Source organism: Actinacidiphila sp. bgisy160, assembly GCF_965342435.1.
Lineage (GTDB): Bacteria > Actinomycetota > Actinomycetes > Streptomycetales > Streptomycetaceae > Actinacidiphila.
Genome location: NZ_CBDRCM010000015.1, coordinates 41161 through 65516 on the forward strand (window position 1 = coordinate 41161; position 24356 = coordinate 65516).

At 73.0% G+C, this 24356-nt stretch carries 28 protein-coding genes and 2 pseudogenes; 16 read left to right on the forward strand and 14 right to left on the reverse strand.

Annotated elements, in window-relative coordinates; genetic code table 11:
• Positions 1-524: 524 nt before the first annotated feature.
• Positions 525-611 (forward strand): annotated as a pseudogene (locus ACRWNP_RS14980) (helix-turn-helix domain-containing protein); the annotation flags it as partial.
• A gap of 11 nt (positions 612-622) precedes the next feature.
• Here the strand turns inward: ACRWNP_RS14980 and ACRWNP_RS14985 are convergent.
• From ACRWNP_RS14985 to ACRWNP_RS15020, 8 genes are all read right to left on the reverse strand, one after another.
• The gene (locus ACRWNP_RS14985) at positions 623-1000 is read right to left on the reverse strand and encodes a hypothetical protein (protein WP_431961799.1); all 378 of its coding nucleotides are present in this window, start codon (positions 998-1000) and stop codon (positions 623-625) included.
• Positions 1001-1390: 390 nt separating this feature from the next.
• Positions 1391-1795, reverse strand: a complete 405-nt coding sequence (locus ACRWNP_RS14990; protein ID WP_431961699.1) for a VOC family protein — start codon at positions 1793-1795, stop codon at positions 1391-1393.
• Complete coding sequence (locus tag ACRWNP_RS14995) at positions 1792-2085, reverse strand: ArsR/SmtB family transcription factor (protein ID WP_431961700.1); 294 nt, start codon at positions 2083-2085, stop codon at positions 1792-1794. The genes ACRWNP_RS14990 and ACRWNP_RS14995 overlap by 4 nt, the downstream gene beginning before the upstream one ends.
• A 59-nt stretch (positions 2086-2144) precedes the next feature.
• On the reverse strand, positions 2145-2486 hold the full coding sequence (locus tag ACRWNP_RS15000; RefSeq protein WP_431961701.1) for an SUKH-4 family immunity protein: 342 nt from the start codon (positions 2484-2486) through the stop codon (positions 2145-2147).
• Positions 2487-2579: 93 nt separating this feature from the next.
• Positions 2580-3716, reverse strand: coding sequence for an MFS transporter (locus ACRWNP_RS15005; protein ID WP_431961790.1), 1137 nt, complete (start codon positions 3714-3716; stop codon positions 2580-2582).
• Between the two features lie 166 nt (positions 3717-3882).
• A complete protein-coding gene (locus ACRWNP_RS15010; protein WP_431961702.1) occupies positions 3883-4719 on the reverse strand; it encodes an undecaprenyl-diphosphate phosphatase in 837 nt (278 codons plus the stop codon).
• Positions 4716-4913, reverse strand: coding sequence for a hypothetical protein (locus tag ACRWNP_RS15015; RefSeq protein ID WP_431961703.1), 198 nt, complete (start codon positions 4911-4913; stop codon positions 4716-4718). Before ACRWNP_RS15015 ends, ACRWNP_RS15010 begins: the two co-directional genes overlap by 4 nt.
• Before the next feature lie 97 nt (positions 4914-5010).
• Positions 5011-5670 carry a DedA family protein gene (locus tag ACRWNP_RS15020; RefSeq protein ID WP_431961704.1) on the reverse strand — a complete coding sequence of 220 codons (660 nt, stop codon included), beginning with the start codon at positions 5668-5670 and terminating at the stop codon, positions 5011-5013.
• A gap of 119 nt (positions 5671-5789) precedes the next feature.
• On the opposite strand from ACRWNP_RS15020, the gene ACRWNP_RS15025 reads away from it, so the two are divergent.
• A complete protein-coding gene (locus tag ACRWNP_RS15025; protein ID WP_431961705.1) occupies positions 5790-6191 on the forward strand; it encodes a BlaI/MecI/CopY family transcriptional regulator in 402 nt (133 codons plus the stop codon).
• Between the two features lie 14 nt (positions 6192-6205).
• Positions 6206-7165, forward strand: coding sequence for a M56 family metallopeptidase (locus ACRWNP_RS15030; protein WP_431961706.1), 960 nt, complete (start codon positions 6206-6208; stop codon positions 7163-7165).
• Positions 7166-7187: 22 nt separating this feature from the next.
• Here the strand turns inward: ACRWNP_RS15030 and ACRWNP_RS15035 are convergent.
• Positions 7188-8138: pseudogene (locus tag ACRWNP_RS15035) on the reverse strand (alpha/beta hydrolase).
• Between the two features lie 222 nt (positions 8139-8360).
• On the opposite strand from ACRWNP_RS15035, the gene ACRWNP_RS15040 reads away from it, so the two are divergent.
• Both ACRWNP_RS15040 and ACRWNP_RS15045 read left to right on the forward strand, forming a co-directional pair.
• Positions 8361-8756 (forward strand): hypothetical protein, encoded by a 396-nt coding sequence (locus ACRWNP_RS15040; protein ID WP_431961707.1) that lies wholly within the window; start codon positions 8361-8363, stop codon positions 8754-8756.
• A 154-nt stretch (positions 8757-8910) separates the two neighbouring features.
• Positions 8911-9258 carry a hypothetical protein gene (locus ACRWNP_RS15045; RefSeq protein WP_431961708.1) on the forward strand — a complete coding sequence of 116 codons (348 nt, stop codon included), beginning with the start codon at positions 8911-8913 and terminating at the stop codon, positions 9256-9258.
• A 285-nt stretch (positions 9259-9543) separates the two neighbouring features.
• On the opposite strand, the gene ACRWNP_RS15050 is transcribed toward ACRWNP_RS15045, so the two are convergent.
• On the reverse strand, positions 9544-9687 hold the full coding sequence (locus ACRWNP_RS15050) for a hypothetical protein (protein WP_431961709.1): 144 nt from the start codon (positions 9685-9687) through the stop codon (positions 9544-9546).
• A gap of 263 nt (positions 9688-9950) precedes the next feature.
• Complete coding sequence (locus ACRWNP_RS15055; protein ID WP_431961710.1) at positions 9951-10061, reverse strand: AAA family ATPase; 111 nt, start codon at positions 10059-10061, stop codon at positions 9951-9953.
• Positions 10062-10258: 197 nt separating this feature from the next.
• On the opposite strand from ACRWNP_RS15055, the gene ACRWNP_RS15060 reads away from it, so the two are divergent.
• Positions 10259-10813: a DoxX family membrane protein gene (locus ACRWNP_RS15060; RefSeq protein ID WP_431961711.1), complete on the forward strand. Its 555-nt coding sequence runs from the start codon at positions 10259-10261 to the stop codon at positions 10811-10813.
• A gap of 61 nt (positions 10814-10874) precedes the next feature.
• On the opposite strand, the gene ACRWNP_RS15065 is transcribed toward ACRWNP_RS15060, so the two are convergent.
• A complete protein-coding gene (locus tag ACRWNP_RS15065; protein ID WP_431961712.1) occupies positions 10875-12032 on the reverse strand; it encodes a glycosyltransferase in 1158 nt (385 codons plus the stop codon).
• A gap of 411 nt (positions 12033-12443) precedes the next feature.
• On the opposite strand from ACRWNP_RS15065, the gene nhaA reads away from it, so the two are divergent.
• The 6 genes from nhaA to ACRWNP_RS15095 all read left to right on the forward strand — a co-directional run bounded on the left by nhaA (position 12444) and on the right by ACRWNP_RS15095 (position 18662).
• Positions 12444-13757: a Na+/H+ antiporter NhaA gene (gene nhaA / locus ACRWNP_RS15070; protein ID WP_431961713.1), complete on the forward strand. Its 1314-nt coding sequence runs from the start codon at positions 12444-12446 to the stop codon at positions 13755-13757.
• A gap of 408 nt (positions 13758-14165) precedes the next feature.
• Positions 14166-15440, forward strand: a complete 1275-nt coding sequence (locus ACRWNP_RS15075; protein ID WP_431961791.1) for a molybdopterin-dependent oxidoreductase — start codon at positions 14166-14168, stop codon at positions 15438-15440.
• 2 nt (positions 15441-15442) lie between these two features.
• The gene (locus ACRWNP_RS15080) at positions 15443-15913 is read left to right on the forward strand and encodes a hypothetical protein (RefSeq protein ID WP_431961714.1); all 471 of its coding nucleotides are present in this window, start codon (positions 15443-15445) and stop codon (positions 15911-15913) included.
• A 79-nt stretch (positions 15914-15992) separates the two neighbouring features.
• Positions 15993-17129 carry a molybdopterin-dependent oxidoreductase gene (locus ACRWNP_RS15085; RefSeq protein ID WP_431961715.1) on the forward strand — a complete coding sequence of 379 codons (1137 nt, stop codon included), beginning with the start codon at positions 15993-15995 and terminating at the stop codon, positions 17127-17129.
• Positions 17126-17527 carry a hypothetical protein gene (locus tag ACRWNP_RS15090; RefSeq protein WP_431961716.1) on the forward strand — a complete coding sequence of 134 codons (402 nt, stop codon included), beginning with the start codon at positions 17126-17128 and terminating at the stop codon, positions 17525-17527. Before ACRWNP_RS15085 ends, ACRWNP_RS15090 begins: the two co-directional genes overlap by 4 nt.
• A gap of 82 nt (positions 17528-17609) precedes the next feature.
• Complete coding sequence (locus tag ACRWNP_RS15095) at positions 17610-18662, forward strand: NAD-dependent epimerase/dehydratase family protein (protein ID WP_431961717.1); 1053 nt, start codon at positions 17610-17612, stop codon at positions 18660-18662.
• Positions 18663-18712: 50 nt separating this feature from the next.
• Here the strand turns inward: ACRWNP_RS15095 and ACRWNP_RS15100 are convergent, their stop codons facing one another.
• Both ACRWNP_RS15100 and ACRWNP_RS15105 read right to left on the reverse strand, forming a co-directional pair.
• The gene (locus ACRWNP_RS15100) at positions 18713-19825 is read right to left on the reverse strand and encodes a sensor histidine kinase (RefSeq protein ID WP_431961718.1); all 1113 of its coding nucleotides are present in this window, start codon (positions 19823-19825) and stop codon (positions 18713-18715) included.
• Positions 19815-20534 (reverse strand): response regulator transcription factor, encoded by a 720-nt coding sequence (locus ACRWNP_RS15105; protein WP_431961719.1) that lies wholly within the window; start codon positions 20532-20534, stop codon positions 19815-19817. Before ACRWNP_RS15105 ends, ACRWNP_RS15100 begins: the two co-directional genes overlap by 11 nt.
• A 117-nt stretch (positions 20535-20651) precedes the next feature.
• On the opposite strand from ACRWNP_RS15105, the gene ACRWNP_RS15110 reads away from it, so the two are divergent.
• From ACRWNP_RS15110 to ACRWNP_RS15125, 4 genes are read left to right on the forward strand one after another with little or no spacing between them, the layout of a single operon-like run.
• Complete coding sequence (locus ACRWNP_RS15110; RefSeq protein ID WP_431961792.1) at positions 20652-21377, forward strand: glycosyltransferase family 2 protein; 726 nt, start codon at positions 20652-20654, stop codon at positions 21375-21377.
• Positions 21374-22030 carry a TIGR04282 family arsenosugar biosynthesis glycosyltransferase gene (locus tag ACRWNP_RS15115; protein WP_431961720.1) on the forward strand — a complete coding sequence of 219 codons (657 nt, stop codon included), beginning with the start codon at positions 21374-21376 and terminating at the stop codon, positions 22028-22030. The genes ACRWNP_RS15110 and ACRWNP_RS15115 overlap by 4 nt, the downstream gene beginning before the upstream one ends.
• Positions 22027-22884: a class I SAM-dependent methyltransferase gene (locus tag ACRWNP_RS15120; protein ID WP_431961721.1), complete on the forward strand. Its 858-nt coding sequence runs from the start codon at positions 22027-22029 to the stop codon at positions 22882-22884. Before ACRWNP_RS15115 ends, ACRWNP_RS15120 begins: the two co-directional genes overlap by 4 nt.
• Entirely contained in the window at positions 22881-24329 is a 1449-nt protein-coding gene (locus ACRWNP_RS15125) for a glycosyltransferase 87 family protein (RefSeq protein ID WP_431961722.1), read from the forward strand. Before ACRWNP_RS15120 ends, ACRWNP_RS15125 begins: the two co-directional genes overlap by 4 nt.
• Positions 24330-24356: the final 27 nt, after the last annotated feature.

Below are 24356 nucleotides of genomic sequence, written 5' to 3' on the forward strand. Positions count from 1 at the left end.
GCGGGGTATGCGTGGCTTGTTGCGCTCCCGCATGGAACGGGGGATACGGGGTTCGGCATGCGGCCGCCGGGCCCGGCCGTCTGTCGCATGACAGGCACGACGGCAGCGGCTGGGGCTCCGGGATCTGGGGCCTTGTCGCGGTGCTGGTCGTCCTGACGCTGGTGGTGGTCCTGGTCGTCGCCGTGCGACGGGGTTCCTCGCCGGACGACGGGTCCCTCGCCGGACGACGAGATTGATCCGGCGCGGACCGCCCGGGGCACCGCGGCGGAGCGGTCGGTGTCGGTGGTGGCGCCTAGCATCGGGCGGGACATCACGTTCGCCGCGATCACCTGTACCACCGGAGGCCGCAGTTGCCCTCGATCCATCGGGGCTCTCGTTCGTGGATACCCCTGGCTTCAGCCGGGGGAGGAAGCGAAGCTCCTGCGGAGCGGGGCAGGGATAGCCGGTTGGCCGCCAGGGCGGACCGGTGTCTGCCCCCGACAACCCGCACTCCGCCCACAAACTGATGATGTAGTGCGTGAGCCGTGGAGGCCGCCCATGTGAAGCGGGCGTTGAAGTACCGCTTCTATCCGACCGATGCGCAGGCAGCGGAGCTGTCCCGCACCGGTGGACGTCCCGGCGACTACTCCGACGGCCCCTGGGCATGGCGGTCCCATGCCACCGCCACCGCCCAGGTGACCCCGGGCCCCGCGGTCACCTTGAGCCGGGTCGCGGCCTCGGGGGTCCGTACCGCAGTGCCGTTCATGCTGCCCTCCGGCACGGCGGAGCAGTACTCCGTGGACGTGCCGTAGCGGCCCGCGTCGACGGTGAGCGTGCCCTCGCCCTGGCACTGCGTGGCCACGTAGACCGTCCCGCCCGCGGACTTCGCGGGCAGCGCCAGCATCGCCCTTCTGGCCGTGCGAGCAGACGCGGGCAGACCCAGGCCGACCACCGCTTCCGGAGCGGTGTTCGTCTCGATGTTCACCAGGATCGTGCGCGGCCCGACTCGCTGAGCCGGCACCGGCAACGTCCCCTCACGGAACCAGCGATACGCGGTCTGCGGATGCACACCCTGCGTCTTCGCCCATTCCGTCAGATTCACACTCTGACAACGACACTCACTCACACATGGTCACGCTCACTTACTCGATCTCGAGGGCCAGCAGGCGAAGACCCCCCGTGTGTGGACCGCGATCGGCGGATCATGGTGACATGCCCCGGCCGTGGCCGTACAGGTCGGCCGTTCACGAGGATCGGATACATCCGCGCGGCCGTTCGCCTGACACTCCGTGAGGAGCGTGACGCCGTACGCCCGGTGGTCCCTCCGGCTGGACTGACGGCACGTCGCGGCGCGCGCGGGGGAGATCGACGGGGCTGCGCGCCCGCGTCGAGCGAATCGCGAACCTTCCGGTCAGGTCGATGCCGCTGCGCTTTCGCTGTGGACGATCTGGATGAGGTTGCCGCAGGTGTCGTCCAGGACGGCGGTCGTGACCGGGCCCATCCGCACCGGTTCCTGCGTGAAGTACACCCCGAGCCCGCGCAGTCGCTCGAACTCCGCGTGGACGTCGTCCACGGCGAAGGAGGTGGCCGGGATGCCGTCCTCGACCAGCGCCGACTTGTACGGCTTCACCGCGGGATGGCCGGAGGGCTCGAGCAGCAGTTCCGTCCCGTCGGGATCCTCCGGCGAGACGACGGTCAGCCAGCGGTCCGTACCGATCGGGACGTCGTGCTTCTTCACGAAGCCCAGCACGTCGGTGTAGAAGCGCAGCGCCTTCTCCTGATCGTCGACGAAGACGCTGGACAGGTGGATCCTCATGGGGCGCTCTCCGGTGTGTCGGGCCTGAGCCACCGGGTCACGATGCGCTCAAGGGGTTCGGTGTTCAGGTCGTGGTACTTGTAGCGGCCCTGGCGCCGCGTGAGCACCAGGCCCGCGGATTCGAGTACGGCCAGGTGCTGGCTGACGGCCTGCCGGGACAGCCCCAGGCCGTGCTTCATCGCCAGCCGCCCGCAGATCTCGAACAGGGTCTGACCGTCCCTTTCCACCAGCTCGTCGAGGATGCGCCGACGGGTGGGGTCGGCCAGCGCCTTGAAGACATCCTCTGCCATGACCGGGAGAATAGGCAAGTAACGACTTGCCTATCAAGTCCGGGGCCGCCGGTGCCGCGTCAGGCGTCCATGTCGCAGCCGAGCTCCTCTGCGGCTATGTGTCTGAAGGAGTTCCCGTCGGCGACGGCCGCCGCATCGCGCCCGCGGAACCGTTCGAGCAGGGCACCGGTCAGCGCGTCGGCGGCCCTCATGGCATGGTCCGGGCCTTCGTCGGAGTCGTCTTCCGGCCCCTCGTACTGATCCGCCTCCTGTGCGGCCTGCTCGTAGGCCCGGGTGAACGCGGCAAACGCTTCGGGGCCGGAGTTCAGCGGGCGTGGTGCCCCGTTGCTCGGCGGCAGCCACGGTGAGCCATCACGCCGGCGCCGGCCGATCGCGTTCACACCCGGGTCGAGCGCCACCACGGCGTACCGGATGCCGTCGACGGTACGGTCCGAGATGAGCGCATGCCATGCTCCTGGGTACGGCCGTGCGGAACATCCCGCATGAGTGAGGGGTCATCCTCCGTCCGGTGCCCGCCGCGCGATCGCGAGGGCCGCGCCCGCGACCAGGAGGGCGGCGAGGGCCGCGTAGCCGTAGGGGAGGGCGAACGCGGCGGCGAGGCCGCCGACCAGCAGCGGGCCGCCGGCGTCTCCCAGTTCGCGGCCCAGTTCGGCCGCGCCCATGGTCTGGCCGAGGCGCTCTCGGGGTGTGGTGGTGGCGAGCGCGGCGAAGCCGAGCGGGGTGATCAGGCCGGTGCCGATGCCGATGAGGGCGGCGCCGCACAGCACCCCGGTCAGACCCGGCAGCATGGCGCAGCCCAGGCCGCCCGCGGCGAGCAGCAGCCCGGCGGTGATGCCGCCCGGTATGGTCAGGCGCCCGCTGTCCAGCGCGCGCCCGGCGCGGGGCTGCACGAGTGCCGCGCACGCGGCGAGGACCGACACGGCGGCGCCGGTGGCGACGGTGCCCAGGCCGGCCGCGCGACCGGAGACCGGCAGGAAGCCAACGCCGACCGACAGGGCGGCGGTCGCCCCGGCCAGGGCGGCGGTCGGGGCGAGGAAGACGGGGTCCGCCAGGCGGCGGGCCAGGTCGAGCAGCGTCTGCCGGGCCTTGGGCAGCGGCGGTACGACCGGGACCGCGACCGCCGCCCAGACGGCGACGGCCGCCCCCAGGACCGTCAGTACGGCGAAGAGCAGGCGCAGGCCGCCCGCCCACACCAGGACGCCGCCGAGCAGTGGCCCGAGGGTGTAGCCGATCGATTTGTAGATGCCGTACGAGCCGAACGCCCGCCCTTGCCCCGCCGCCGGGTTGAGACGCGCGACGAGCGCGGAGGCGGAGGGGGAGAAGGCGGAAGCGGCCGCTCCCTGGCCCAGCCGGGCCGCCCACAGCCAGCCCGGGCTGCCCGCGATGGCGTACAGGGCGGAGGCTGCGGCGAAGGCGACGAGCCCGCCCAGCAGTACCGGGCGGGCTCCGACGCGGTCGGCGAGGGTGCCGAACAACGGCTTGAGGACCACCTCGGCGCCGTCGTACAGGGCGAGCAGTCCGCCGAGCACGATGAGGGAGGTGACGGCGTCCCCGGAGAGGCCGCCCAGGCTGGCGGCGATGCCGTGCGCGCCGAAGGCGGTGGTGAACCCGGCCGCGTACAGCGGCCACATCTGCCGACGTGGCGCCGCCGCCCCGGCCTTCGCCGCCGGCGGGGTCATCGCGGCACCTTTGGTGTCCCGTGCGGGGCGGCGCGCAGGCCGCGTCGCACGTCGTCCACTGTGTAGGGCACATCGGAGAACGTACAGCCGTCGCCGCGGGATCGTGCCGTCCGTGCGGTCACGCGGTGAGCACTCCTGTGGCGAGGAGACCGAAGAGCAGCAGGCCGACGGCGATGCGGTAGACCACGAAGGCGTTGAAGGAGTGCCTGGCGACGAACTTCAGCAGCCACGCAATCGAGGCATAGGCGACGACGAAGGAGACCGCGGTGCCGACCAGGAGCGGCGCGGCGCCGACCCCCGCGCCGACGGCGTCCTTCAGTTCGTACAGGCCTGCGCCGGTCAGGGCGGGGATGCCGAGGAAGAAGGAGAGCCGGGTCGCGGCCACCCGGTCCAGGTCGAGGACGAGCGCGGTGGACATGGTGGCGCCGGAGCGGGAGAAGCCGGGGAAGAGCAGCGCCAGGATCTGCGAACTGCCCACCAGCATGGCGTCCTTGAGGCTGGTGTCGTCCTCGCCGCGCTTGTGACGGCCCATCTGGTCCGCCGCCCACATCACGCCGCTGCCCACGATCAGGGAGCCGGCCACCACCCACAGCGAGGCGAGCGGGCCTTCGACGAGCGGTTTGGCGGCCAGGCCGACGGCGACGATCGGGACGGTCGCGTAGATGACCCACCAGGCGAACTTGTAGTCGTGGTGGTTGCGCTCCTCGCGGTCGAGGATGCCGCGGCCCCAGGCGGAGACGATGCGCACGATGTCCTTGAAGAAGTACACGAGCACCGCGGCGATCGCGCCGACCTGGATGACGGCGGTGAAGCCGACGACGGAGGTGTCGTCGACGGGGATGCCCATCAGCCCTTCGGTGATCTTCAAGTGGCCGGTGGAGGAGACCGGGAGGAATTCCGTGATTCCTTCGACCACTCCCAGGACTGCGGCCTGGCCGATGCTGATGGCGCTCATCTGGGTCCTATTTCTGTGACGCGGTGCGGGTGGCGCGGGCGGGGCGGTGCCTGATCCGGCACGGGGAAGGCCGGGGCCGGTTCGTGCAGCAGCGGATCGGCCGCGTCGGCGGCGTCCGGGCGGATGTCGACCAGGGGCACGACGGCGATCCGGGGGCCGATGGTGAAGCGGGGGCGGGCGCGGTGGCGCAGCATCGAGGCCACCGTCACCGCGTGGTGCTCGTCGGCCAGGGCCGTGGCGAGGTTGAGCGTGATGCGGATGGTGCCGGGTTGTGGATCAGGCAGGTGATCTTCATGCGGTGGGTTCCCGGCTCGTCTCCGTGCCGGTGCGGTCGCCGCGGCGGCGCGAACGCAGCAGTTCCAGCGCCAGGGGCAGGAGGGAGAGCGCGACGATCACGCCGACGAGGGGGAGCAGGTAGCGGTCGACGTGGGGGATGCTCGCCCCGAGGGCGTAGCCGCCGAGCACCAGGGCGACCGTCCACACGAGGCCGCCCGTGACCTGCCAGAGCGCGAAGGTGTTGGCGGGTACGCGAACGATGCCGGCCAGCGGGTTGAGCACGGTCCGTACGACGGGGATGAAACGGGCGAGGACGATCGCCTTGCCGTGGCCGTACCGGGCGAGCAGGTCCTCGGCGCGGGCCGTGCCGTCGATCAGGTGCCGGTTGCGGGCGCGGCCCAGGAGGGTCCGTCCGGCGCGGCGGCCGATCAGGTAGCCGGCCTGTGCGCCGAGGAGCGCCCCGGCGGCGGCCGCCACCAGCACCCGGGGGAGCGACAGGTGCAGGCCGTCCGTCCCGGTGGTGCAGAGGAGCCCGGCCGTGAACAGCAGCGAGTCGCCGGGCAGGAAGAAGCCGATCAGGAGCCCGGTCTCGGCGAACAGCACCAGGAAGATGCCCGCCGTGCCGAACGCCGTCAGCAGCGACGTGGCGTCCAGGGGATTGAGGGCCACAGGCACCTGAGGGTCCTTTCCTGTCGTGCCCTGACCGGGGCAGGGCTGTCCCCGGGTGCGAGGGCATGGCACACTCGGGCGGACGGCTTTTACACCGCCGTAGAAGTTCTACACGAATGTAGAAGATGAGCGAGCGAACGACAAACCCAACGGGCGATCCCGCCCACGGACGCGGTCCCAAGCGCGCCAACGGTGCGCGCGAAGCCGAGATCCTCGGCCTGCTCCAGCAGGCCGACGGCGCGCTGACCCCCGGTGAGGTCGCCGAACGCCTCGGCGGCGAGCTGACCTACAGCACCGTGGTGACGATCCTCACCCGCATGCACGCCAAGCAGCTGCTCACCCGCACCCCGCGCGGCCGGGCCTACGCCTACGCCCCGGTGACCGACGACCCCGGGTTCGCCGCCCGGCGGATGCGTTCGGTCCTGGAGGAGCGGCCCGACCGCGAGGCCGTCCTCGCCCGCTTCGCCGACGGGCTCTCGGACGCCGACGCCGATCTCCTGCGCCAGCTGCTCGGCCCCGACCAGTAGGAAGGCGCCGCCGCATGCACATCGCCGTCTACCTTCCGCTGCTGCTGCCGCTGCTCGCCCCGCTCGGCGCGCGTCCCTTGTCCGAGCGGTGCGAACCCCGCCTGGCGACCTGGCTGCTCGCCGCCTCGGCGGTCGTCCTGGGTGTCGCGAGCACGATCTCGCTGGGCCTGCTCACCGTCGTCGGCCTGATCCGTGTCCCGCAACTGGCCGGCCTCGGCCACTGGTCGGCCCAGGCCGCGCAGCGCGACGACCCCGCCGAACTGTCCGTCTCGCTGATCGCTGGGCTGCTGCTCGGCAGTGCCGTCGTCATGGCCGCCCGCATGCTCTGGCGGCGTGCCCGCACGTTGGCGGCCGCCGCCCTGGAAGCCGCCTGTATGCCCGCCCGCGACGGGCTGGTCGTGGTCGAGGACGAGGCCCCCGACGCCTTCGCGATCCCCGGTATGCCCGGTCGCGTCGTGGTCTCCACCGGCATGCTCCGCACGCTGGACGAGGCCGAGCACGACGTACTGCTGGCCCATGAGCGCGCCCACCTGACCGGCCACCACTACGCGTTCGTCGCCCTGGCCCAGATCGGGGCCGCGGCCAACCCCCTGCTGCGGCCGCTCGCCACCGCCGTCACCTACACCATCGAGCGCTGGGCCGACGAGAACGCCGCCGCCGCCACCGGCGACCGCACCCGGGTCGCCCGATCCGTGGGCAAGGCCGCCCTGGCCGCCCGCCGCAGCCCGGCCCGCATCCGGGGTGCCGCCATGGGCATCCTCGGCAGGCGTCCCGGCCGTCGCGCCGGCCACCGGCCCAGGCCGGCCGGAGCGGGCCCCGTACCCCGGCGCGTCGCCGCCCTCCTTGCTCCACCGCTCGGAGGGCACCCGGTGCTCGCCGCCGCCACCACGGCCGTGCTCGCCGCCACGACCCTGTCCACCGCCGAAGCCGCCCACGACCTTCACCGTCTGCTGGAAACCGTCGGGGCCTGGTAGGGCGCGCGGCTGCGGGCGGCTCTCAGGCCGTGTCGTCGGGTTCGCCCGTGCCGTCGGCTCCGCCCGCTCGCAGACCGCGGCGGAGCGCGTCGAGCTGCTCGGCGATCATGCGCCGGCTGACCTCGGTCCGCGGGGCCAGCTGGGCCGCGCCGTGGAAGGCGCCCGGGAAGTGGTGCATCTCGCTGGGCACGCTCGCGGTGATCAGCCGCTGGGCGTAGGCCAGGTCCTCGTCGCGCAGCGGGTCGAACTCGGCGGCCGCGAGGTACGTGGGCGGCAGTCCTGCCAGGTTCTGCGCACGGGCCGGGGCGGCTTACGGGCTGACCTCGCCGCCACCGCGCAGCCCCTTGCCGCCGAGGTAGTGGTCCCAGCTCCGCTGGGCGCTGCGGCGGTTGAATCCGGAGGTGTCGGCGAAGGCCTGCATGGAGGCGGTGGCCAGTCGGTCGTCCTGGATCGGGACGCCGAGGCACTGCATGCTCAGGGCGGGGCCGCCGTGGTCGCGTGTGTACAGGGCGACCGCGGCCGCGAGGTTCCCGCCGGCGCTCTCCCCGGCCACGCCGATCCGGTCCGGGTCGCCCCCAAGCTCGCCGGCGTGCCCCGCCAGCCACCGCAGCGCGGCGTACGAGTCCTCCAGGGCCGCCGGGTAGGGGTGTTCCGGCGCGAGGCGGTAGTCCACCGGCACCACCACCGCGCCCACCTCGGCGGCGATGCGGGTCGTCTCGTCGCGGAAGAAGTCCACCAGGCCGACGACGAAGCCGCCGCCGTGCAGGTACAGCAGGCCGGGCAGCCTCCCGTCCCGGCCCGCGGGCCGGTAGACGTGCACGCGGACGTCCGGAGCGCCCTGCGGGCCCGGTACGGTGACCTCGCGGAAGTCCACCGGTACCGGCGGGGTGTAAGGACCGGCCTCCATCAGCGCCGCTTCCGCCCGCATCCGCGAGACTTCCGCGTGTGCGTCGGCCTCGGCGTGTCGGGCCATCCTCGGGGCCAGTTCCGGGTCGAACGGGAAGGCCAACGTCAATTCCTCCTGCGTGTGGCGCGCCTCGCCACGAACCCGACTGGCATTGCCGAAGTCAGAGCTGGAGTGTGTACGTAGTGAATCCTTGCCGGGTCAAAGATCTCGTGAGGTCGTGCACGACCCGTCGGGGATGTGCCGGGACCCGCCCGCCGCTCGGGCGAACCGGCCTGCGAGAGTGGGCCCGTGCTCCTGGATCCCGAGAAGACGCTGTTCGTCCGTGGCGCCACGCCTGTGCTCGTGCTGGCCGACGCACCCGTCCACCTCGCCCTGCCGCCCCTGGTCGCGCCCGACGGGGCGGTGCCTCCGTGCGAGGGCTGGAGTCTCGTCCCCCGGCTCACCCTGTGCGTCGTGGACGGACCCGGCGACCACGGATGCGTCGTCCCAGCCCTGGCCGCACCGGTGCTGGGCGGTGCCGACGGTGGTGCGGCACCGAGCGGGATGGCCGACTGGTGCCTGGACGTCGAACGGGTCGGCGGGGCGGTCGTCCTGTCGCTGGATCAGCTGCCCGAGGTGCTCGACTGGCCGGTCCTGCTGTCCTCCGGCGTGGCCCGCGGCGGCTTCATGCCCGCCCTGGCCTGACCGCGCCCGGGCCTCTGCCATGCCGAGCCGTGAAACGCCCTCCTCCGCCGCGCACCTTGCCGTCGTCGACCGCCTGACCGTGGCGGCCTTCCCCGACCGGACGCGACCACCGGGAAAGGGGAAGGAGTGGAGCGGCCCCGGATATCACCTTGCCGTGCTCCAGGAGAGTCAGGACTTCTGGGAGGACCGCGGTGAGGAAATCGTCGAGGCGGCCGAGCGGGACATCGAGGATGCCCGGCTGGCGCTGGACGCCGCTCTGACGGACCGCTGGGGCGAGCCCGAGGTCGTCGACCTCTGGCCCTACCTGGGGCTCGACGACGCCGGTCCCGATGTCGTGGCACCCGAGCCCATGAGCTTCCTGTGCGGGGTCGCCGGCAGCGTACGGGTGTGGAGGCTACCCTCAACCGGCCGCTGGCTCGGGCTGGCCGTCGGCCAGGCCGACCCCGAGTGGCCGGTCCAGTTGCTGGCCGCGGTGGGTGAGGACGCGGCCCTTCCACGGTGACCGTCGCGGGACTCCCCGCGGGCCCCGTCAGGTGGATCAGGCGGGGGAACTCCGCGGAACGCCGGGACCAGGTGACGGCGACGGCCTCCTCGGCGCCCGCGGTCCGGCCCGCGGCGTACGCGGCGCGGGCCTCGGCCCAGCAGGGTCGGCGGTTTCGCCGCCGAGCCCGGCGAGGGCCCCGCGCAGTCCATGGCGGCCGCGAGCAGGCGCCGTTCGGTCCCCGGCGGCAGGGGCGCGGTGGAGGGCGTCCCCGTGGGATCGCCGTCGCGCAGCCCACTGCGACCGTCACTCGAACGACGGCCACCGGTCAACGCCCCACTCCCGCCATCCCGGCCACCGGGCGGGAGAGGCACCGACGTCCTTCCCGGCGAGTTCGGCGGCGGGCTCTTCGAACAGGGCCCACCGGCGCAGGAGGTCCGCCTCGCTCATCGGGAAGGTCCGTTCCGGGGTGGTGGCCTGGCGCCGGGCGACACGGGCCCGCTGTCGCGTGGTCCACCGGTACGTACACGAGGTGACAGGACCCGCCCGCGGATTGCGGCAGGCGGCGGATCGCCGACCCCTCGTCGCGCGGCCAGCATCCGAAGTCCAGGACCACATCGGTCCCGAGCGCCGGCGATTGCAGCGCGAGGCGCAGCAGCAGCCTACCGGCACGTCAAGCTTCCCGTCCGCCTCCGACGCGCCGAACGGCGGGATCATCCGCTCGTCCGGTTCGGGCGCAGCGCGCCGTGTTCCTCGGCGGGGCGCCGGGCCACGGTGGTCTTCCCGGCCCCGGGCAGGCCGGCCATCAGGAACAAAGAAGTCACCCGGAGATCCTGCCAGGAAAGGGACGGGGCCATCGGTGGCAGGGCATCCGACCCCCATGGACCTAATGTCCGGCGTGCCGCGCGCAGGACGGCACCGCATGACGTCACGCTGCTGCCGTGATCGGCGTGCGGTGAGCCGCCCGTCGCGAGGTCCGGCTCGCAGGCCGCACCCGGCATCCCCACGAAGGGCCTCAGACATGTCCGCTTCCCCTCCCGGCACACTGTCCCGCTCCGGCTCCCACGCCATCGACGAGCACGCCGTTCCGCCGTACGTCCATGACGCCGGCCTGCTGCTCCTCCGGCTGTTGCTCGGACTGACCATGGCGAGCCACGGGGCGCAGAAGCTCTTCGGCTGGTTCTCCGGGGTGGGCCTCGACGGCGCCGGACGCGTCTTCACCTCCGTCGGATATCCGGCGGGGAAGGCGATGGCCGTGCTGGCCGGGCTCAGCGAAGTCCTCGGGGGCGTGGGCCTGGCTCTCGGGCTGCTGACCCCGCTCGCCGCGGCGGCGGTGGTCGGCGTCATGGTCAACGCCGTCGCCCTGAAGTGGGGCGGCGGGTTCTTCGCCCCGGCGGGGGTGGAGTACGAACTCCTCATCGCCGCGGTGGCCGTCACGCTGGCCGTCGCCGGGCCCGGCCGCCTCGCGCTGGATCCGCACCTTCCGGGTGTGCGGACGCACCGGGTGGGCAACGGCGTCGCCGCGGTCGTCCTGGGTGTACTGCTGGGCGCGATCGTGCTGCTGTTCCGCGGCTGACCACTTCGTGGCCTCAAGGGGGTGAGGGCCCGCCGTCCGGCGGGCCTTCGCGCGTTCCCGGCTATCCCGCCACGGAGGCGGTGAGGCGCTCGGCGACCTCCGGGGCCGACGGCATGGCGGCGATCTCGTCACGGAGGCGCTGTGCCGCCGTGGTGAACCCGGGCTCGGCGAGCAGCCGGCGGACGGCGGCCGTGACCGACTCCGGAGCCTGGTCACCGATCGGCAGTGCCAGGCCCGCGCCCGCGGCCTGCAGCCGGAACGCCTGGCGCTGCTGCCCCGGCGCGTCCGGCACGACCGCGGCCGGGATCCCGCGTGCCGCCGCCCCGAACGTGGTGCCGGAACCACCGTGGTGCACGACGACCGACACGCCCTCCAGCAGCTCCGCCGCCGGGACGAAGGTGACCAGCTCGACCCGGCCCGGCTCCAGCCCGAGGTCCCCGACCGGGACGCCTCCGGACGTGGCGACCAGGTCGACGTCCAGCGCGCTCAGTGACCGCAGCAGCGGACCGAGTGTGGGTACCGCGCCGCGGGCGGTGCTGAGGCTGACGAGCACGCGGGGGCGGCCGGTACCGGGCACCCTGGCCGCGCGGGGCGTTCCCTCCGGGCCTTGGTGGGGCTCGGGCCGCAGCGCGATGCGCTCCAGGGGCGGCAGAACACCGTCGCGCTGCAGGCCGGGCGGGCAGATGTCCAGTAGCCAGCGGCCGGACGGCGCGTGGCGCGGCGCCTGCAGACCGCGGTCGAGGTAACGGGAGTGCGCCGTGGCGGCCAGGGCGTCCAGCACCTCGGGCTCCAGCGCCGGGTCGATGCCCATCACCGCGGACGGCACCTTGAGCACGGTGGCGACGAGCGGCCCCACGAAGTCGCAGTGCTCCGACACGACCAGGTCCGGCTCCCAGGCGCGGGCCCCGGCGAGCGCCTCGTCCACGGCGAGATCGACCCGCGCCCCGGCGAAGAACTCGGCGACCAGCGCCGGCGAGGGATTGGTCATCATGTCGACACCGCTGCGGCGGGACACCTCGGCGACCGCCACGTCGACGGTGGGACCGGCGGGGATGAGCTCGAAGCCCTCCGCCCCGACGGGGCCGGCCATGGTGGCGGCGGAGACGAAGGCAACGGTGTGCCCCTGCTTCCGCAACGCCCGGGCGAGCGGCAGAAGGGGCAGGAAGTGGCCGGTCAGGGGGGTGTTGAACATGAGGACGCGCATGGGTATCGAGATCACCTGTGTGCTTGTGCCACGTGGCGCGGCCGCCGTGGGGCGGATCGTCGTCGCGGCGCGACTCCCCGGTCCGGTGCTTGCCCTGGACCCGGAACTGATTGCGGATGCAAGTATAGCGGGCTATTTGCCGAAGCAAGGACATGTCCGCCGGTCGGTGGACGAGCACGAGCACACCGCGCCGACTGGTCGCGCGGGCCGCGCGGGCCGCGCGGAACGCCGCGTCCGGGGCCGGGTGGGAGGCAGGACGGCGCCGTCGGTTCAGCGCCCGTGGGGGGATGCCCTTGGGCCCGTCAAGGCTGCGCCATTAGGGTGTCAGCAATGCGTCAAAACGTTGGCGCAGGGTGTGCCGGGAAGTCTGGTCGGCGTTGTCAGGGGCTGCGCGCCCGTTCGCCGATGTCCCGGAGGTCCGGCTCCATGGCCGCTGCCCCTCGTTCCCGCCCCCTGTTCCTCGGCGTGCTTCCCTGGCCGGAGCGACGGGCCGTCGCCCGCGCCTTGCGGACGGAGACGGTCGGCGGCCTCGTCCTTGTGGCCGCCGCGGTGGTGGCGCTGCTGTGGGCGAACAGTCCGTGGCGCGGGGCGTACGAGGCGATACGCGACTTCCACTTCGGCATTTCCGCCCTCGGACTGGACCTGTCGGTCGGGCACTGGGCCGCGGACGGGCTGCTGACCGTGTTCTTCCTGGTCGCGGGGATCGAGTTGAAGCGTGAACTCGTCGCCGGGGAGCTACGGACGCCGGCGACCGCCGCGCTGCCGGTCATCGCGGCCGTGTGCGGGATGGTGGTCCCGGCCGGGCTGTACGTGACGGTCGCCGCGCTCGGGGGTGGGAGCCTGCAGGGCTGGGCGGTGCCGATGGCGACCGACATCGCCTTCGCGCTGGCGGTGCTGGCCGTCATCTCCACCCATCTGCCCGCGGCCCTGCGGGCCTTCCTCCTCACCCTCGCGGTGGTGGACGACCTGGGCGCGATCCTGGTGATCGCCGTGTTCTTCACCTCCGACCTCAACCCCTGGGCACTGGTGGGCGCGGTGGCCGGTCTCGCGGTCTTCTACGCGTTGCAGCGGCTGCGGGTGGCCGGCTGGTGGTGGTATCTCCCGCTGGGACTGGTGATCTGGGTGCTGATGTACGACGGCGGCGTGCACGCGACCGTCGCCGGTGTCGCCATGGGCCTGATCCTGCGTACGACCCGGGACGACGACGAGACCGCCTCCCCCGCCGAGCGCACCGGGTTCCTGCTGCACCCGCTGTCCGCCGGCGTCGCCGTCCCGCTGTTCGCCCTCTTCGCGGCCGGAGTCACCGTCTCTCCCGGCGCCCTCAGCGAGGTGTTCACCCGTCCCGAGCCGCTCGGTGTCGTCATGGCCCTGTTCTGCGGCAAGATCATCGGCATCTTCGCCGGGACCTACCTGGCCGCCCGCTTCACACGCGCCCGCCTCAACCCCGACCTGGGCTGGGCCGACGTCTTCAGCCTCGCCACCCTGGGCGGGATCGGCTTCACCGTCGCCCTGCTGATCGGCGACCTCGCCTTCACCCCGGCGCAGGGCGAGCACGTCAAGGCCGCCGTCCTCGTCGCCTCCCTTGCATCGGCCTGCCTCGCCGCACTGCTCCTGCACCGTCGTAACCGGCTCTACCGGCGCCTGTGCGCCGAGGAGAACGCCGACGCCGACGGTGACGGCATCCCCGACATCTACCAGCGGCCCGTCGGCAGCCACACCGAAGTCGGGAAGCAGGCCTGAGAGCACTGCCACCCGAGGTCCTGCGCCCCGGCGTCGGGGCCCGACGGGGAATCCGGATATTCCGGGTGCCGCGACTGTGCCGGCCTGATCACACGCCTTTTCGGTCGGTATTTCGCTGTCTGCGGTGGTGGCGAGGCGCCCTGCGGCCGAGCTCGGGATATGTGTGGACGGCTGGATCACGGCCGCCGCCATGCGTGGCGCGCCCTGGCTGCGGAGGGTCGGTTCATGAGCGGCAGCGGACAGGCGACACCGGGCGGCCCGGCTGGAGGGCCGGATCGTCCCGGGGAACCCCAGGCACCGCCACGGCAGCGCCGCAAAGACTTCATGGCGGCTGTATCCGTCCGTGTCGGTGAGGCCGCGCGCCGGATCGGTTCGGCATCCGTCCGTGTCGGTGAGGCCGCGCACCGGATCGGTTCGGCCCCCGCGCCGCCGGGCCCCTTCCGGCCCGGATTCTGGCGCAGTCCGATCCGAGGGCCGTGGCTGACATCGGCCTTCGGTCTCGTACTCCTGTTGGGCATTCCGGTGATGTTCGTGACCGGCCTGCTCTCCTATGCCGCTTACAACCCGGGCCTGGGGCCGATCAACGACCAGACGCCGGACAAGGGCCTGCTGGGGTTCTATCTCTTCGACTGGCCGACCCACCCCTCCTGGCTGTACCGGCTGACCCAGGGCATCCACGTGACGCTGGGCGTGGTCCTCGTGCCGGTGGTGCTGGCCAAACTGTGGTCGGTCATTCCGAAGCTCTTCACGTGGCCGCCGCTGGTGTCGGTCGCCCACGCGCTGGAGCGCCTGTCGCTGCTCCTGCTGGTGGGCGGGGTCATCTTCGAGTTCGTGACCGGGATCTTCAACGCCCAGCTCTTCTACGTCTTCCCCGGATCCTTCTACACCCTGCACTTCTACGGAGCCTGGGTGTTCATCGCCGCGTTCGCCGTCCACGTGACCCTCAGGCTCGGCCGGATGGTGCGGGCCCTGCGTGGCCGCGATCCATTCCTGGAACTGCGCACCGGTGTCGCCGCCACCCGTCCCGAGCCTCCCGATCCCGACGGCCTGGTACCGGTCGCGCCGGCCACCCCCACCATGAGCCGGCGTGGCGCCGTGGGCATGGTCGGCGCCGGGTCACTTCTGCTGCTGGTGGTCACCGCGGGGCAGAGCATCGGAGGCCGACTGCGCGCCACGGCGCTGCTGGCGCCGCACAACCGGAATCCGGGTAGCGGCCCGAACGGCTTCCAGATCAACAAGACCGCCGCGTCCCTGGGGATCACCGCCGATCTCGTCGGACCCGCCTGGCGGCTCGAGGTCCACGGCGCCGGACCGTCCCTGGTACTCACCCGCGAGCAGCTGATGGCGATGCCACGGCACATCGCGGCCCTGCCGATCGCCTGCGTGGAGGGCTGGTCCACAGCGGACCAGCAGTGGGAGGGCTTGCGGCTCGCGGACCTCGCCGCGCTGAGCGGGCTGCGTACGGCAGGCAGCGTGCTGGTCGAGTCCGTCCAGCCCTCGGGGCCCTACCGCTCCGTGCTGCTGCGCGGCAACCAGATCCATGACCCGCGGTCGCTGCTCGCCCTGCGCGTCAACGGAGCCGACCTCTCCCTGGACCACGGCTATCCGGCACGCGTCATCGTGCCGGCCAACCCCGGGGTGAACAACACCAAGTGGGTTCACCGGCTCACCTTCAGGAGCTGACCATGCCCCGCTTCCTGCGCTGGTACGGCGCCGAACCCCTGCACCTGCTCGTCCTCATCTGCTCCTTCGCCATCAGCGGCTACGCCTGCGTCCGCCTGTTCGCGCAGCGGCCCGTCGAGGTGGTGGCCTGGCTGGTGGGCGCGGCGATCCTGCACGACATCATCCTGTTGCCGCTGTACTCGCTCGCCGACCTTTCGGCCCGCTCCGTGCTCCGCCATCGTGCCCGGGACATGCCGACGCCCGGGTGGATCAACCACCTGCGCGTACCCGCCTTCCTGTCCGGCGTGCTGCTCCTGGTCTGGTTCCCCCTGATCTTCGGTCTGTCCGGCCCGTACCAAGGCGCCACGGGGCTCACCGACGCCGTCTACCTCGGCCGATGGCTGGCCGTCACCGCCGTGGTGTTCGGCCTGTCCGCCGTGGTCCTCGCCTTCAGGCTGGGCCGGATCCGCCGACGGGCACGAGGCGACGAGTAGCGCGTCCGGCTCGAATGTCCCCGTTCCGTAAGGGGTTCCGGCGTTCCGTGACGACCTTCGGGCGGCTGAGATGTGAGGCATGAGATCGCGCTTTCTTCCGCCCGTGTTCAACGGCAGGTTGCACGACGCCCGCACGGCGACCTCGATCGGACGGTGGCTCGGGCTCGCCTTCGCGGTGTGCTTCGTCACCGGTCTGATCAGCCACCTGCTGCAGCATCCGCCCGTTTGGGCGGCCGGTGGCCTGCCGAGCCGTCCGGTATGGGGTTACCGGCTGACGCAGGGTCTGCACGTCGCCTCCGGCGTCGCGGCGGTTCCGCTGCTGCTCGCGAAGTTGTGGACGGTGTACCCGCGGCTGTTCTCCTGGCCGCCGGTGCGGTCGGTGCGGCACGCCCTGGAGCGGTCGACGGTGGCCGTGCTGGTGGCGGGGGCCGTCTTCGAAGTCGCCACCGGTCTGCTGAACACCGCGCAGTGGTATCCGTGGCCATTCTCCTTCACAGCGGTGCACTACGCCGTGGCCTGGCTGGTGGCCGGATCGCTCGTGCTGCATGTCGCGGTCAAGGCCCCGCAGATCGCGGCCCACTGGCGCCGACGGTCGCCAGGGACCCTGGCCCTGCCCGAGGAGGACGGGCCCGACCGGCGCTCACTGCTCGCCGGGGTGGTGGCGGCGGCCGGCGCCGTCACCGTGACCACCGTGGGCCAGTCCTTCACCCCTCTCAAGGACTTCGTCCTGCTGGCCCCGCGCCATCCGGACCACGGCCCGAACGGCTTGCCGGTCAACCGCACCGCCGCCGCGGCCGGAGTCGGGCCGATCGCGGTGGGCCGCTATCGCCTGACGGTCGCCGGACCGCGCTCCTACGAACTGACACTGGATGAGCTGAGGGGCCTCCCGCAATACGAGGCGGAGTTGCCGATCGCCTGCGTGGAGGGCTGGAGCAAGTCGGCACACTGGACGGGTGTGCGGGTGATGGATCTCCTGGACCTCGCGGGGGCCTTGCCGCACGCCCGGGTACGGGCGGTGTCCCTGCAGACGCGGGGCGGCTACCGGGTCTCGGAGATGGGGTACGCGTACGCCCGCGACCCGCTGACCCTCCTCGCCCTGCGTCTCAACGGCGAAGAGCTCACCCCCGACCACGGCTTCCCGGTACGCCTGATCGCCCCGAACCGGCCCGGTGTGCTGCAGACCAAGTGGGTCGGCCGGCTGGAGGTGCTGTCGTGAGGGTGGGCGCGACGCGGCGGATCGCGGGCGCGGTCGGTCTGGCGCTGATGGGTGTGGGGGGCTACCTGCTGCTGGGAGTACGTGACCTGACGGGCGTCCTGGTCTGGCTCGGTGGCGCCGTGGTCCTGCACGATGTCCTGATCGCGCCGCTGGTGCTGCTCGCCGGGTCGGTGCTCGATCGCGGGGGTGCGCGTGGGCCCGTCCGCGGCGCGCTGTTGGTCATGGGCGCTTTGACGGCTGTCGCCCTGCCGGTGATGCTGCGTCCGGGGAAACCTGCCGACGCTTCGGTTCTGCCGCTGGACTACCCGCGCAACTGGGTGGTCACGCTGGTGGCGGTGGCGGTGGTCACGGCCCTCGTGACAGTCGTGCGGGGTGTCCTCCGCGGGCGTCGGCGGTGACGTGCGGTCGGAAGGCTTACGAACCGCTGACGTGTCGGCGTCGTTCGGTCGCCGGCCCGGCCGGCGGCCGTACGGTCGAGGCATGTTGATCCTGGTCACCGGAGGTGCGGGCTTCATCGGCTCGCACATCGTCACCGCCCTCACCGGCGCCGGGCACGAGGTTCGTGTGCTCGACGCGCTGTTGCCCGCCGCGCACCGCACGCCCCCACCGGTTCCCGACGGGATCGACCGCAGACACGCCGACGTCCGCGACGCGGCGGCCGTGTCCGAGGCCCTGCGGGGCGTGGACGCCGTCTGCCACCAGGCGGCGATGGTCGGGCTCGGCAAGGACTTCGGCGACGCACCCGCCTACGTGGGCTGCAACGACCTGGGAACCGCGGTGCTCCTGGCCGGCATGGCGGAGGCCGGGGTGCGGTCCCTGCTGCTGGCCGGCTCGATGGTGGTCTACGGCGAGGGACGCTATGAGTGCCCGTCGCACGGTGTCGTGGGACCGGGCGCGCGCAAGGTGGCCGACCTGCGGGCGGGACGTTTCGAGCCATCCTGCCCGAAGTGCGACGAACCCCTGGTGTCCGGCCTGGTCGCCGAGGACGCCCCACTCGACCCCCGCAACGTGTACGCCGCCACCAAGCTGGCGCAGGAGCACCTCGCCTCCGCGTGGGCGCGCGCGGCGGGCGGACGGGTGATCGCGCTGCGGTACCACAACGTGTACGGGCCGGGGATGCCCCGTGACACGCCGTACGCCGGGGTCGCCTCGCTGTTCCGGTCCGCGCTGGAACGCGGTGAGGCGCCACGTGTGTTCGAGGACGGCGGCCAGCGGCGTGACTTCGTCCACGTACGGGACGTGGCCGCGGCGAACCTCGCTGCCCTGGACGGTCTGCCCGGCCTGCCGGAGGGATCCCTGAGGGCGTACAACGTCGGCAGCGGTGAGCCGCACACGGTAGGGGAGATGGCCGCCGCCCTGGCCGAGGCGCACGGCACGCGGGCGCCGGTGGTCACGGGCGAGTACCGGCTCGGCGACGTCCGCCACATCACCGCCTCCTCGCGCAGGCTGCGCGAAGAACTGGGCTGGAAGCCGCGGGTCGCCTTCGCGGAGGGAATGACGGAGTTCGCGACGGTTCCCCTGCGCGTCGGCTGACCCGTCCCCGTCCCGCCGGACGCGGGCGGGCCCGGAACCCGGTGGAAGCCTCAGGCGGCGGCGGGCAGGCGGACCTCGAACCGGCAACCGCCGGGGACGTTGCGCACCGCCGCCCGCCCCTTGTGGGCCTCCACGATCCCCCGGACGATCGCCAGGCCCAGACCCGCCCCGGCGGGCGGGGTCCGCGCGTCGGTGCCGCGCCAGCCCGTGTCGAAGACACGCGGCAGGTCCTCCGCGGGAATGCCGCCGCAGCCGTCCGTCACCGAGACGACGACGCTGTTGGCCTCCCGGCGCGCGGAGACCGCGATCGTGCCGTCGGCAGGAGTCCGGTGGATCGCGTTGACCAGCAGGTTGGTCAGTACGCGGGACATCTCGCGGCCGTCCACCTCGACCGGGACGGGCTCGACCCCGTCCCCGATGATCCGCACGCCATGCTCTTTGGCCAGGGCCGCGGCGCCCGCGAGCGCGTCGCCGACGAGGTCGTAGACCGACACGCGGGCGGTGTTCAGGGCGAGGACGCCGGCCTGGATGCGGGAGAGCTCGAAGAGGTCGCCGACCATGCCGCTCATTCGTTCGACTTCCGCGCGGATGCGGGCGTGGTAGACGCTCGGGTCGTCGACGATTCCGTCCTCCAGGGCCTCGGTCATGGCCTGCAGTCCGGCGAGCGGGGTGCGCAGGTCATGGGAGATCCAGGCGACCAGTTCGCGGCGGGATTCCTCCAGGGCCCTCTCCCGCTCCCTGGACGCCGCGAGCTTCGCGCTGGTGGCGGCCAGTTCACGACCGAGTTCCGCGAGTTCGGCGGTGGGTGCGACGGCGGGCGGGACGAAACTGCCCCCGTCACCGAGGGCGCGGGTGGCCTCGGCCAGGGCCCGGCTGCCGCGGACCACGCCGCGGCCGAGCGCGAGTGCCACCCCGAGTGAGACGACCGCCGCAATGGAGCAGACCATGGTCACGACCCACAGGTCGTGGTCGGACAGGAACATGGCCCAGGACACCAGCATGGTTCCGGCGAGCATCGCCGCGACCGTGACGGCGGCCACCACCGCCAGCGACAGCGCGACCGAGCGGTTGCGCAGCAGTCGCAGTACGCCCGTGCCGAGCAGGCCGGCGCAGGCGGCACCGAGGGCCGCGTAGGCCACGATGAGGAGGGTGTCATGCACCATCACGGGTCTCCTCGTCCGAAGTCGGATGGTCGAACCGGTAGCCCACACCCCAGACGGTGCTGATCAGGCGGGGGCGTGCGGGGTCCTGCTCGATCTTCTCGCGCAGCCGTCGGACGTGGACGGTGACGGTCGACAGGTCGCCGAACTCCCAGCCCCACACGCGGCGCATCAACTCCTCCCGGCTCATGGCCCGTCCCGGATTTCGCAGGAAGAACTCCAGCAGGTCGAACTCGCGGATCGTCAGCGAGAGTCCGGTGCCGTCGCGGGTGACGCGGCGGGCGTTCGGGTCGAGGGCGAGCGGCCCGGCACGCAGTCCGGACGCGGCCGGAGCGGCCCGGGCGGCCGGATCTCCCGTACGGCGCAGCACCGACTCCACCCTGAGCACCAGTTCACGGGGGCTGAAGGGCTTGGTGACGTAGTCGTCCGCCCCGACTTCCAGGCCGAGAATGCGGTCCTCCTCGTCGCCGCGCGCGGTCAGCATGATCACGGGGGTCGGGCCGCCGTCGCGGATGCGGCGGCAGACCTCGAGGCCGTCCATACCGGGAAGCATCAGGTCCAGGACCACCAAGTCGGGCGCCCGGGCGGCGGCCAGGGCTACGGCGGTGAGTCCGTCGGACGCGACGTCCACGTCGAAGCCGGCCCGGTTCAGGTAACCGGCGACGACCTCGGAGACCGTGGCGTCGTCGTCCACGACGAGTACATGTTTCACGCCACCGAGTCTCGCATCCGGCCTTCGGCCGAAGGCGGGAGCAGCCGCGGACGTCAGCGATCCGTAAGACGGTCAGATCCGTTTTGAGTGTTTCGTCCTCGTAGGGTGAGTGGGGTGATCGAGACAACCTCCTCTCCGTCCGCTCCTGCGGACGTGGTCCTGCCCTGCCTCGACGAGGCCGAGGCCCTGCCGTGGGTGCTGGACCGCATCCCCTCGGGCTGGCGGGCGATCGTCGTCGACAACGGCTCCACCGACGGCTCGGCGGACATCGCCCGCGCCCTCGGGGCGCACGTCGTCCACGAATCGCGGCGCGGGTTCGGCGCCGCCTGTCACGCGGGGCTGGCAGCCGCGACTGCCGAAGTCGTCTGCTTCTGCGACTGCGACGCCTCTCTCGACCCCGCGCTGCTGCCCGCCGTCGCCGGTCCCGTCCTCGACGGCGTGGCCGACCTCGTCCTCGGCCGGCGCAGGCCCGTCACGCGCCGCGCCTGGCCCCCGCACGCCCGGCTGGCGAACCTGGAGCTGACCCGGCTGATCCGTCGGCGCACAGGCCTGCGCCTCCACGACCTCGGACCGATGCGCGCCGCCCGCCGCAAGTCCCTGCTCGCCCTCGACCTGACCGACCGTCGCTCCGGCTACCCGCTGCAGATGGTGGTCCGCGCCGCGGACGCGGGGTGGCGGGTTGAGGAGGCGGACGTGCCGTACCGCCCGCGCACGGGGCGGTCCAAGGTCACCGGCACCTGGCGCGGTACCTGGCAGGCCGTACGGGACATGCGTTCCGTCCTCGCCGAGCCCCCCGCAGCCGGCCCGGCGCCCGCCGCGCCCGCCCGGGGGACGGGACGATGAGCCCACGCCACCCGGTACCCGGGCCGGCCACGCTGCTGGTCATCGCCAAGGAACCGGTCCCAGGGCGGGTCAAGACACGGCTCACCCCTCCCTACACCCCCCGCGAGGCAGCCGCCCTCGCGGAGGCCGCCCTCGCCGACACACTCCGCACGGTGGTCGAGGCCCCTGCCCGACGCCGCGTCCTCGTCCTCGACGGTTCCCCCGGCTCCTGGCTGCCGGCCGGCTTCGACGTCGTGCGCCAGGAAACCGGCGGCCTGGACGAACGGATCGCGGCCGCCTTCGACCACTGCGACCGCGGACCGGCCCTCCTGGTCGGCATGGACACCCCGCAACTGACCGTGGGGCTCCTCGCCGACATCGGAGGCGACGGGCACGACGCCTGGTTCGGTCCGGCGGAGGACGGCGGCTTCTGGGCGCTGGGGTTCGCCGACCCGGGGCGTGCCGCGGCCCTCGTGCGCGGCGTGCCGATGTCCACCGACCACACTGGTGCCACGCAGCGGCGCCGACTCGTCGAGGCGGGCCTCGGCGTGAGTGACCTGCCGGTACTGCGCGACGTGGACACCGCTGCCGACGCCGCCGCGGTCGCCGCGTGCTGCCCGCCCGGTTCGCGCTTCGCCACGACGGTGCGCTCGCTCGCGGATGGCGAGCGGTGAGCGGCCCGGCGGGCGGCTCGGACCCCGCCCTCGCCGAGCGGACCACGCGGACAGCGGCCCCGCGTGACTCCCGGCCCGCGCCGGCATGGCCGAGGAGGCTCGGCGCGCCACCGCATCGAGCCGAACGGCCGGGCGAACCCTGGACGGACGACCCCTACGCGCACGCCCTGCGCACCGGTCGCGGGCCGCTCTTCCTGCGTCGTCTGGCACCAGCGGCCCGGCCGAAGGGCGCCGCAGGCGAAGGGGAACTGCTGCCGCTCGACATCGAGCGCTGGTGCGCACCCCCCGACACCGCCGACGACGACGTCCTCAACCGCTGCACCGGCCCCGCTCTCGACGTGGGGTGCGGACCGGGACGTCTGGTCGTGGCCCTTGCCGCACGGGGTGTGCGGGCACTCGGCGTGGACGTGAGCCCGGCCGCGGTGGCCCGGACCCGGCGCCACGGAGGATCCGCGGTACGCCGGTCCGTCTTCGACCGCCTGCCCGGTGAGGGCCGCTGGGCCACCGTCCTGCTCATGGACGGCAACGTCGGCATCGGTGGCGACCCGGTAGCCCTCCTCGCCCGTCTGCGCCACCTGGTGGCACCTGGGGGGCGCCTGCTCGCGGAGGCATCTCCGCGCGAAGCGGACGAGCGCCTCACCGTCCGGGTCGAGGACGGCCACGGCCGGCACGGCCGCCCTTTCCCCTGGGCCCGCCTCGGCACCACCGCCCTGCTGTCCACCGCAAAGGCCACGGGGTGGATCCCGACCGGCGGCTGGACCACCGAAGGCCGCTCATTCGTGGAACTGCACCGGCCACGGCCCGGCCACCACCACGAGCACCCGGCGGCCACCGAAAGGCTCGCGCACCCATGAGCGACACCGCCCCCGCACAGCAGCACCCCCCGCAGCCGCCGGCCGGTCAGCCCGCGGCATCCGAGAGCCACGCACCGGCCCACGTCCGCACCATCGCCGTCGCGGCCCTCCTCACCGCACTGACCGCCGTCGTCGTCGGCACCCTCCGTGCGGGCGACAGCGCGAGCGGCCCCGGCCGCCTGCTCGCCGGCTACGCCGTCGCCTGGACCCTGTTCGCCGCCTCGGCATGGGCAGTTCGCAAGGTTCCGGTGCGCGCCGCCACCGGACTGGTCCTGACCGGGGCGGCCGCCGTGGCGCTGGCCGGACTTGCCGCACCACCCCGCACCAGCACCGACATGTACCGCTACGCATGGGACGGCCGCGTCCAGGCCGCCGGGATCTCCCCTTATGCCCATCCCCCCGCCGCACCGGAACTCGCCCGACTGCGCGACCACTGGTTGTTCCCCGCCGAGGGCTCCTGTCAGGGCTGGGGACTGACCCACACGACCGGTGGCCTGTGCACCCGGATCAACCGCCCGACCGTCCCCACCATCTACCCGCCCGTCGCCGAAGGCTGGTTCTTCACCGTCCATCTCCTCTCTCCGTCGGACAGCCGCCACAAGCCGCTCCAAGTGGGGGGTGCCGTGCTGGCGTTCGGTACCACTTGTGCTCTGCTCACGGTGCTGCGGCGGCGAGGCGACCCGCGTCGGGCCCCGGCCCGCGCCGCCCTGTGGGCCTGGTGCCCGGCCGTGCCCTTCGAGGCGGTCAACAACGCCCACATCGACACCCTCGGCGTCCTCCTGACCGTGCTCGCCCTTGGCACCGCCACCGCAGGAGCCCGCCGTGGAGGCCTGCTCGGCGCCGCCGTCGCGGTGAAACTGCTGCCCCTCCTGACCCTGCCCGGCGCACTTTCCGGAGAACGCGGTCCGGCTCGCGTCCTGCGCACGGTGTCGGCGACGGTCGCCGTCGTCGCGCTCGCCTACCTGCCGTACGTCGCCGCGTCCGGCGCCGGTGTCCTGGGCTACCTTCCGGGTTACCTCGAGGAGGAGGGCTACGAACCCGGTGACGTGCACCGCTTCGCCCTGCCGCGGCTCCTGCTCCCGGACGCCGCCGCGGGAGGGGCCGTCCTCGTACTGCTCGCACTGCTGGCCCTGTACGTCTGGTGGCGCGGCGACCCGGCCCGCCCATGGCGCGGTGCCCTGCTCCTGACCGGCACGGCGCTGCTGCTGGTCTCGCCCAATTACCCCTGGTACTCGCTCCTCGTCGTCGGCCTGATCGCACTCGACGGCCGCTGGGAGTGGCTGAGCGTGACGCTTGCCGGCACCGTGCTCTACCTGGGTGGCCGTCTCCTGCCGGGCGTCCCCCTCCAGGCTTGGGCCTACGGCACGGCCGGCGTGTGTGTCGCCTTCGGAGCCTGGCTGCGCGCCGCCCGGCGGCCTCTGGGACGGCGTCTGCCGCGCGCCTGATGCACGCGCCCCGGAGCGGGCGGTGGT

Coding starts and splice junctions, on each gene's coding strand:
- ACRWNP_RS14990 (WP_431961699.1), bottom strand. CDS start 1,795: ATGAGGATCCACCTGTCCAGCGTCTTCGTCGACGATCAGGAGAAGGCG.
- ACRWNP_RS14995 (WP_431961700.1), bottom strand. CDS start 2,085: ATGGCAGAGGATGTCTTCAAGGCGCTGGCCGACCCCACCCGTCGGCGC.
- ACRWNP_RS15005 (WP_431961790.1), bottom strand. CDS start 3,716: ATGTGGCCGCTGTACGCGGCCGGGTTCACCACCGCCTTCGGCGCGCAC.
- ACRWNP_RS15010 (WP_431961702.1), bottom strand. CDS start 4,719: ATGAGCGCCATCAGCATCGGCCAGGCCGCAGTCCTGGGAGTGGTCGAA.
- ACRWNP_RS15015 (WP_431961703.1), bottom strand. CDS start 4,913: ATGCTGCGCCACCGCGCCCGCCCCCGCTTCACCATCGGCCCCCGGATC.
- ACRWNP_RS15025 (WP_431961705.1), top strand. CDS start 5,790: ATGAGCGAGCGAACGACAAACCCAACGGGCGATCCCGCCCACGGACGC.
- ACRWNP_RS15030 (WP_431961706.1), top strand. CDS start 6,206: ATGCACATCGCCGTCTACCTTCCGCTGCTGCTGCCGCTGCTCGCCCCG.
- ACRWNP_RS15050 (WP_431961709.1), bottom strand. CDS start 9,687: ATGAGCGAGGCGGACCTCCTGCGCCGGTGGGCCCTGTTCGAAGAGCCC.
- ACRWNP_RS15060 (WP_431961711.1), top strand. CDS start 10,259: ATGTCCGCTTCCCCTCCCGGCACACTGTCCCGCTCCGGCTCCCACGCC.
- nhaA (WP_431961713.1), top strand. CDS start 12,444: ATGGCCGCTGCCCCTCGTTCCCGCCCCCTGTTCCTCGGCGTGCTTCCC.
- ACRWNP_RS15080 (WP_431961714.1), top strand. CDS start 15,443: ATGCCCCGCTTCCTGCGCTGGTACGGCGCCGAACCCCTGCACCTGCTC.
- ACRWNP_RS15085 (WP_431961715.1), top strand. CDS start 15,993: ATGAGATCGCGCTTTCTTCCGCCCGTGTTCAACGGCAGGTTGCACGAC.
- ACRWNP_RS15095 (WP_431961717.1), top strand. CDS start 17,610: ATGTTGATCCTGGTCACCGGAGGTGCGGGCTTCATCGGCTCGCACATC.
- ACRWNP_RS15100 (WP_431961718.1), bottom strand. CDS start 19,825: ATGGTGCATGACACCCTCCTCATCGTGGCCTACGCGGCCCTCGGTGCC.
- ACRWNP_RS15115 (WP_431961720.1), top strand. CDS start 21,374: ATGAGCCCACGCCACCCGGTACCCGGGCCGGCCACGCTGCTGGTCATC.
- ACRWNP_RS15125 (WP_431961722.1), top strand. CDS start 22,881: ATGAGCGACACCGCCCCCGCACAGCAGCACCCCCCGCAGCCGCCGGCC.